This is a genomic window from Vibrio sp. OPT20 (genome assembly GCF_963889365.1).
GTDB classification, from domain to species: Bacteria; Pseudomonadota; Gammaproteobacteria; order Enterobacterales; family Vibrionaceae; genus Vibrio; species Vibrio splendidus.
Window position 1 is genome coordinate 259,125 of the sequence record NZ_CAWPOA010000031.1, and the last position, 8,108, is coordinate 267,232.

General features: G+C 46.8%; 4 protein-coding genes. 1 reads left to right on the forward strand and 3 read right to left on the reverse strand.

Annotated features, from left to right (window positions below):
• Positions 1-81 precede the first annotated feature (81 nt).
• Positions 82-3,198, forward strand: a complete 3,117-nt coding sequence (locus AACR09_RS02325; RefSeq protein WP_193835955.1) for a beta-galactosidase — start codon at positions 82-84, stop codon at positions 3,196-3,198.
• Positions 3,199-3,392: 194 nt separating this feature from the next.
• On the opposite strand, the gene ygjK is transcribed toward AACR09_RS02325, so the two are convergent.
• The 3 genes from ygjK to AACR09_RS02340 form a co-directional block, all read right to left on the reverse strand.
• A complete protein-coding gene (gene ygjK, locus AACR09_RS02330) occupies positions 3,393-5,780 on the reverse strand; it encodes an alpha-glucosidase (protein ID WP_193835956.1) in 2,388 nt (795 codons plus the stop codon).
• 15 nt (positions 5,781-5,795) lie between these two features.
• Positions 5,796-6,860 carry a protein YgjJ gene (gene ygjJ, locus AACR09_RS02335; protein ID WP_193835957.1) on the reverse strand — a complete coding sequence of 355 codons (1,065 nt, stop codon included), beginning with the start codon at positions 6,858-6,860 and terminating at the stop codon, positions 5,796-5,798.
• A gap of 427 nt (positions 6,861-7,287) precedes the next feature.
• Positions 7,288-8,108 (reverse strand): amino acid permease (locus AACR09_RS02340; RefSeq protein ID WP_228010904.1); only part of this gene is annotated, 821 nt, incomplete at its 5' end.

The window sequence follows — 8,108 nt, forward strand, 5'->3', positions numbered from 1 at the left end:
TTCGTCATGTTTCAATGTTATGGAGCACTGAGTATCACTTGCAATGATTCACTTTGAACGGTTTATCGTAAGGAACACTCAATGAGAACTTTCTCTCAAATCATCTCTGCCCGCGAATGGGAAAACCAACACATCACTCATCATAACGTTGTTGAGGCTCATGCTCCTTTGAATGGTTACACCTCGTTGGCTGAGGCTGTGGGGAAGAAATCGTCACGCACCTTGTCTCTCAATGGGGTTTGGAAGTTTCAGTTGTTCGATTCGCCTGAGTTGGTCGGCGAAGAGTTTGTCTCTGAACATTTTGATGATTCCTCATGGAAGTCGATCGCAGTGCCAAGCAACTGGCAGATGCAAGGCTTTGATAAACCGATCTATACCAATGTGAAATATCCTTTCGCTGATAACCCTCCCTTCGTCCCTAGCGATAATCCGACAGGGCTCTACCGAACGCATTTTAACTGCATGGAACCGGAGCTATTAGATACCCATAGGCTGACCTTCGGTGGCGTGAATTCCGCATTTCATTTGTGGTGCAACGGCAAGTGGGTTGGCTATTCGCAAGACAGTCGATTACCGGCTGAATTTGACGTATCTGAATACTTACAAGCAGGCGAGAACACGCTAGCCGTCATGGTGCTGCGTTGGTCTGATGGTTCCTATCTTGAAGACCAAGATATGTGGTGGCTCAGCGGCATATTCCGTGATGTGACTTTATTGAGAAAGCCCAAGGTCGCCATTGAAGATGTTGGTGTTGAGACGCAGCTAGATGCTTGCTATCGCGATGCTGTTTTAAATATTTCTACGCAAATAACCAAGCACAGCAATGATGTAGAAGGCTGCGATAAGCTGAAAGCTGAACTTTATGATGCTCAAGGACAGTTGGTTTGTGAACCTCAAATCGTGGGCTTTGGTGAGCAAGTTGTGGATGAGAAAGGACCTTGGTCTGAAGTCGCTGAACACCGCATTTCAGTGGTGAATCCGAATAAGTGGAGTGCCGAGTCACCCTACTTATATCGCTGTGTGGTGTCATTGCTCAATGAACATGATGAGCTTGTCGATTGTGAGGCTTACGATGTCGGATTTCGATGTATTGAAATTACCGATAGTTTACTCAAAGTTAACGGTAAGCCGTTGTTGATTCGTGGTGTGAATCGCCATGAACATCACCCTGAATTGGGTCACACCATGACTCGTGAAGGGATGATTCAAGACATCAAACTGCTCAAACAAAATAACTTCAATGCCGTTAGAACCGCTCATTATCCGAATCACCCATTATGGTATGAATTGTGTGATGAGTATGGCCTGTATCTGGTTGATGAAGCGAATGTGGAAACCCATGGTCAGTTTCCGATGTGTCGACTGTCTAATGATTCGTCGTGGTTGAATGCGTACATGAGACGAATGACAAGGTTAGTGGAGCGCGATAAAAACCACGCCAGCGTGATCATTTGGTCGTTGGGTAATGAGTCGGGGATTGCTCGTAATCACCATGCGATGTATCAATGGGTGAAACAAACGGATCCAACACGTCCCGTTCAGTATGAAGGTGGCGGGGCAGATACAGCAGCGACCGATATTTTATGTCCTATGTATGCGCGTGTTGATTGGGATTTACCTGTTGTTGAGAGTCAACCTGAAGTGACACCTCGCGTGGGTATTCGCAAAGCGATCGCTCTGCCAAACGAGCATCGTCCTCTTATTCTCTGTGAGTACGCCCATGCAATGGGGAACAGTCTGGGTAGCTTTGATAAATATTGGCAAGCGTTTAGAGATAACCCAAGATTACAGGGCGGATTTATCTGGGATTGGGTCGATCAAGGGATCACAAAAACCGATTCGAGCGGCAAGCCATATTGGGGATACGGTGGTGATTTCGACGACGATATTAATGATCGCCAGTTCTGCATTAATGGTTTGGTATTCCCAGACAGAACGGTACATCCAACGCTACATGAAGTGAAAAAGGCGCAACAGTTTTATCAGTTCAATCTGGTTTCTGTATCACCACTGGTGATTGAGGTACACAGCGAACACCTATTTGTGACCAGTAGGATTGAAACGTTGAATTGGACGGTTACCCAGAATGGTGTGGTGACGAGCGATGGTTGTATCGAATTGATGGTTGGTGCGGGTGAGAGTGTTCAGATAGAACTCAATGGTGTGACTATTCCTCATACGGCCAATGCGCTTAATTACCTTAATCTAGAAGTGGTATTAAATGCCAATACTGCGTGGGCGAATAAAGGCCATGTGACGGCGATTGAACAGCTTACCTTACCCACTCAGCCGCAATTGATGTTGGATGCCAACCTCTCTCAATTTCCACCGAAAGTAACTGAAACTGACGCGCTGCTGACGGTGAGTGGTGATGCTTATCAAGTTGAGTTCGACAGATTATCTGGGACATTAGAGAGCTGGAAAATCAAAGGGGTGGAACAGCTTGCGAGTGGTCTTCGAGATAACTTTTATCGTGCACCGTTAGACAACGATATCGGTGTCAGTGAAGCAAACCGCGTCGACCCCAATTCATGGATAGCACGCTGGCAGGCTATGAGGTTGGATAGGCTCACTCCAGAGTGTATCGAATTTTCATCCATCACTCAGAAAAACGGGGTAACGGTGACGGCAATCATTGCTCACACAGTGGAAGGGCAGGTTCGTTTGTTGTCGACTTGGCGGTACCAATTATTTACCGATGGTGAGGTTAAGTTAGGTGTGGATGTACAAGCGGCGAAAGGTTTGCCATCTCTGCCTCGAGTCGGTTTTGAGTTTGCTTTGAACCATGTGCCTGATGGGGTGGAATGGTTTGGTCGTGGGCCACACGAAAACTACCCAGATAGAAAAATGTCAGCCCATATGGGGCGATATCAGCAGAACATTGAACAAATGCATACCCCGTATATTTTCCCTTCTGATTGCGGCTTGCGTTGTGATGTTCGTGAGGCAAAGGTTAGTGAATTTGAACTGCAAGGAGACTTCCATTTCTCAGTCAGTCGTTTTGGGTTACAGCAGCTACAGAAGGCAAAACATACTTGTGATTTAACCGAACAAGAACAGCTGTTTGTTTATGTCGATGGCTTTCATATGGGCGTCGGCGGCGATGACTCATGGACGCCAAGTGTCCATGATGAATACAAATTATTGAAAGAGCAGTACCATTATCAGGTGCGCTTCTATTGTGGTGAGAACGGTTAAAGTACAGCGAATAGAGTAAAAGGATCATAGTAGGCCAAATAGTCTAAATGCTTGTTTGTTCGATTATTTGGCTTCAGATATAAAAAAGGCACTCAACATAACGCTGAGTGCCAAAGCCTGAAATTTGTTAATTCGCAGTATCTTATTGAACCGGTGTATTAATGAATCTCAGAGGACAGGTAAAAAGGTTCAATTTACTCTGCGTCAGTAAAGAAATCGTTGTAAAGCATGTACAAGTGAGCCGCACTCCAAGAGAAGTTTGGTGCGCCTTGTTGTTCGCCAGTTAGTGGGTTGTAGTTTTCACGGATTGGACCGTCTTGAACTAATCCATCGGCGTGGTCAAAGAACGCACCTGCCATTTCAATCGCATCGTCACGGTAGCCGTAGCTATCCATGCCTTTTAGGCCGAAGTAGAATTGATCCACCCATACACGTCCACGCCAGTAAATATCTGGGCCAAATGCAGGGCTAGAAAGCGCTGCTGTGCCTAGTGGAACGTAGGTATTGAACTCTTCTGTATCTTTCATTACAGAGACAACTGCATCAGCGTTAGCTTGAGTGGCAGCAGCATTGAACAATGGTGACCAACCTTCAGGGCCTTTACCACGCTCTACAATCGGTTTACCTGCACAGCCATTCGCTAGTGGTTTGTCTTCGATACGAATGTCGTAGAAGAAGTTAGTGCCTTCGTCGAACATACAGGTGTTGATGTAGTTCGATAGATGCTCAGCTTTTTCACGGAACTCTTTCGCTTCTGCGTCTTTACCAAGAATGTCAGCCATTTCTGCTAGGTACTTGTTATCGCTGTACATGTAGCTTGCTTGGTCGACAGATTCTTGCAGTAGTGAGTAGCCTAGTAATGTGCCATCTTCAGCGCGGTTTTGAGCGAACTCAACATCCCAATCGCTGCGCTTGCCGCCATTCGCTACATACGCGTCTAGCTGGTCTTTATCGATGAAGCCAAATGCGGCTGCATCGTCACGACCTGACTCCCAAGACGCGGCAGTTTGTGCTGGGCTTTCGATGTAATCGTAGTTACCTTCAGCAATCACTTTATCCAGTGCAGCTTGGCCTATAATTGTCTCGTGCTTATCGCCACGAACCACGGTGAAGTACATTTCACCTTCCGGTGTGTTGTGTGCTTTATCACGTGCTGCGCCGTATTCAGGTACGCCGTTGCCGTTGTTGTCACGGTTGCGCAGCCACCAATCGTGGTATGCCACGAGCTTTGGATACATCTCTTCGAGCCAAGCTTCATCGCTGGTGGTCTTATAGACTTCCATTACTGCCCATGCTGCTAGGCTTGGTTTGGTATTACGTTCATTCCAGTTACCGCCATCGCCGCCACGTTCTGGACTTAGGTTGTAAGCGAGTAGATCGGGCACGTAACCTTCATCCCAAGGACGAACGGCATCGTCAGCCTGAATTTGGTAAGCGAACATCGCGCGGATGTTATCTTTCGCTACATCTGGGTTGAAGTGAGCCATTGCGTAGGCTTGCTTCCATGTGTCCCAAGGCCAAGTTTGGTTGCCCGAGAACCAACGCGCCGTCACGGATGGTGTCACAGAGTCAAACTCCATCGCACCTGCAGCGCCACGCCAGTTACCGTTTAGGGTTTCCATCGCTTTAACCGCAACACGCTCTTGCTCTGGTGTCGCGTTCGGGTTGGTTAAACCCATCTCAAGATAGCCTTCCCAACGTTCTGCTGATGCCGCTAAGAAGTCGGTAGGGTTTGCCATGATCTTTTTGATTTCAGGCTGTTCCGCTTGCGCTTCTTCTGCCGTTAGAACATGCGAGTATGTGGTGTAGATAGTCGTCGATGCTTCAATGTTTGCCGTTGAAGTAAACGCTAAACCGTCAACCGTGGTTTTCGTTGGAATCGACTTGTGAACTTGGTATTCAGACTCACCAGAAGTCAGTAGATCCCATGTCGAACGAACCTTACCGAAGGTCACTTTTAAGCCATCGTCGGTTGCGACGATTTGACGGTCATACTCAGGGTAAGTTTCAGCGATTGTTTTGTCGGTTTGTGCCACGCCTTCTTTAGCGTGCGTCTTTTCTAGTAGTTCACCATCCCACACCAATTCAACCGGTGAGTCGGTAGTGATTTTGGTTTCTAGCAGAGAGGTACGGTTTGAAGCAAAACGCATCGTCATTTCTACGGTCACATCGTCAGATTTTAGCGTCTGAACCAATGCGCCCGGTAGGCTGTAAGCTTCCATAGTGAAAGCCACTTTTTTGCCGTCTTTGAACACGCTTAGGCGGTCGAAGTTATCAGCCATGAAGTTGATGTATTCTTCGGTAAGCAGTGCTGTACCTGGGAATCCGCCCATGCCTTCTGCACTGTCTGGCAGCAGGTGACCGTGCCATGCACCTAGGTCGAAGAATGGGTTAAAGCGTTGGTGGTCATCGAAGTCGTAGTCACGCATGTATTCAGGTGAGCCAGTACGGTCGATAACGTTCTTAAATTCGTTGGCTTGCAGTTGCTCTGTGTCAGAGCCAGAGCCAGAGATTGAAGCACAACCAGTAACGACAAGGGCTGCACCGATAGCGAGAGCTGCGAATGATTTATTCAGTTTCATGATCAATTCCTGTTATTACCAGTAGAAGTATTGCATTGCGAACACCTGAGCGTCGCCGATTTCAGTGTCGCTGCCTACGCCAAAGCGGTTATCGAAAGCAGTCGCAAACGCGCCGTTGCCGTATTCATACCAAACGCCAGCATTGATGTAAGAGGTGATTTCTTTGTCGCCATTGTCACCGTCAAAGTTTGCGTAGTTGTAGGCTGCAGATAGGTAAACGCCTTGTGCCGCTTCGTACCATGCACTGGTTTGAATACCAGACTCGCTACCGAAAGACTCTTGGTTACCTTTATCTGTATCGTGCCAAACACGAGTGGCGAAGTTTTTGTACTCAGCACCCAATAGCAATAGTTCACCACCATCGTTGTTACGAACTTCACCACCACCCATTAGGGTTAAGTCGTCGGTCAGATCGTATTGGAGGTAACCATTGACCATGGCGTTCTTATCTTTCCATTGGTCTGCGAAGCTGTCGTATTTACCGAAGTGAACAAGAGCATCGTCTTCAGAGAAGTCAGACTCTGGCGCGAAAGAAACGCTGTAGCGAAGCTTGCCTTCTAGGTTTTGAATCTTCACACCAAGGTGCACGTCTCGCGTGTTTGAGATCGCGTAGCCGTATTCAACCGTAGGGTCACCCCACCATTGAACGTCATCTAATGAAGAGTCCATACGACCAATCATGAATTCTGTTTTGTTATCTGTGCGGTAGCCAGCGTAAAAGCGGTTGAAACCACCTTCAAAGCCGCCCCAGCCGTGGCCCGTTGCCCAAGCATTGCCTTCGTCGTCGGCTTGTACTGTCCAGCCTTCCATATAAGCAAGACCAAACCAATTACCGTGCTCGATAGCCAAGCCAGCTTCAATGTAAGTACCGTCTGCGTAGCGGCCTTTATCATCACCTTCGAGTGCCACGTGACCACCAAGGCCAAGCTCACCATAAAAGTTAAATAGGGTTTCAGTTTCTGTCTGAGGAGGCTGAGTATCACTGTGGTTTGCTGCGGACTCTTCCGCGTGGGCAGTGGTACTTAAGGCAGCAAGAATACAGCTTGTAATAAGAGTGTTTTTAGTAAAACTACTTTTCATTTTAATCACTTCTGTGTCGGGGTTATAAATGAAGGTTCGCAAGCAGTTCTGACTTCTAATGTGGGGTGCTCTTCAAGGCGTATTGGTCAGGTTACTTACGATCGCAAAACCAATATTAATGATAATTTTGATGTTTAAAATTAATTAAGTTTAAAAGTGTGATCTATTTTTAGTAAATGTTTACTTTGTTTTTATTTTGACTTTCAGTTGAATTTGCAGAGGTATGGCTAGGGTTGTAAGTATTCGGGAGGTGAATTGTTTGATGGGTGGTTAGATTGTTGGTTCGAATGCTTTGATTCTTGAATGGCTTTGATTTAATCGAGATGGTTAGTGGAAATGTACCGACAAATAAAAAGGCACTCACCAAATGCGAGTGCCTGAAGTTTAAATGAGAGTGCCCGAAGTTTAAGTCAGAGTGCAGGGAAAACTAAGCGTTCGCCGGTTCAGGTTTTTCTTCTAGTTTTTTCTCTTCTGGAGATAAGCTTTTTTCATATTTGCCGTACTTCCACCACGCGTAGCCAAGGAAGATAACAATCCCGCCCACGTTGTAGAAGATGATGGTCATGATGTCAGCACCTGTTGGGAAGGTTGACGCAAAGAAGCCAACAGTGAAAATGCCGATCAGAATCGAGACCACGGTAATGCCTGTCATACGTGAGCCCATTCTGAAATCACGAGGTAAGTGATCCAACTTCAAACGTAAATTAAGGTACGCGATCATGATGAATAGCGGTGGCAACATCGATGCTGCAGCTGTCATGTTGATAATGGTACTCATCAGATCTTGAACCGTATCGGACGCCAGTGTCGGAATGAACATCAGTGGAATCACAATCAAGAACTGAATCCAAGCCGCACGCTCTGGAACGCCTTGTTTGTTTAGAGCGACTGTTTTCTCACCGAAGATACCTTTAGGGATTTCAGAGAAGAAAATCTTAACGGGTGTCGCTGTCCACATCAGCAGAGAGCCTAGCATCGCCGTGAATGAAACCACGCCCACAAAGCGATTCATTAGGATTTCAGACAACCCAAAGTGTCGTGCTAGCCCTTCGAATACCTGCACTGAGCCGCCAGTAAATTTAAGCTCTTCTCGCGACACAAACACGTTTGCTAGTACTGAACCCACCGAGTAAAGCGCACCAATGAAGATACCGGCAATGATGATCACTTTAACGAAAGACTTGTGACCACCTTTGATGTCGTTAACGTAAACCGCAACCGATTCTGCACCGCCTGCCGCCATGAAGA

Coding starts and splice junctions, on each gene's coding strand:
- AACR09_RS02325 (WP_193835955.1), top strand. CDS start 82: ATGAGAACTTTCTCTCAAATCATCTCTGCCCGCGAATGGGAAAACCAA.
- ygjK (WP_193835956.1), bottom strand. CDS start 5,780: ATGAAACTGAATAAATCATTCGCAGCTCTCGCTATCGGTGCAGCCCTT.
- ygjJ (WP_193835957.1), bottom strand. CDS start 6,860: ATGAAAAGTAGTTTTACTAAAAACACTCTTATTACAAGCTGTATTCTT.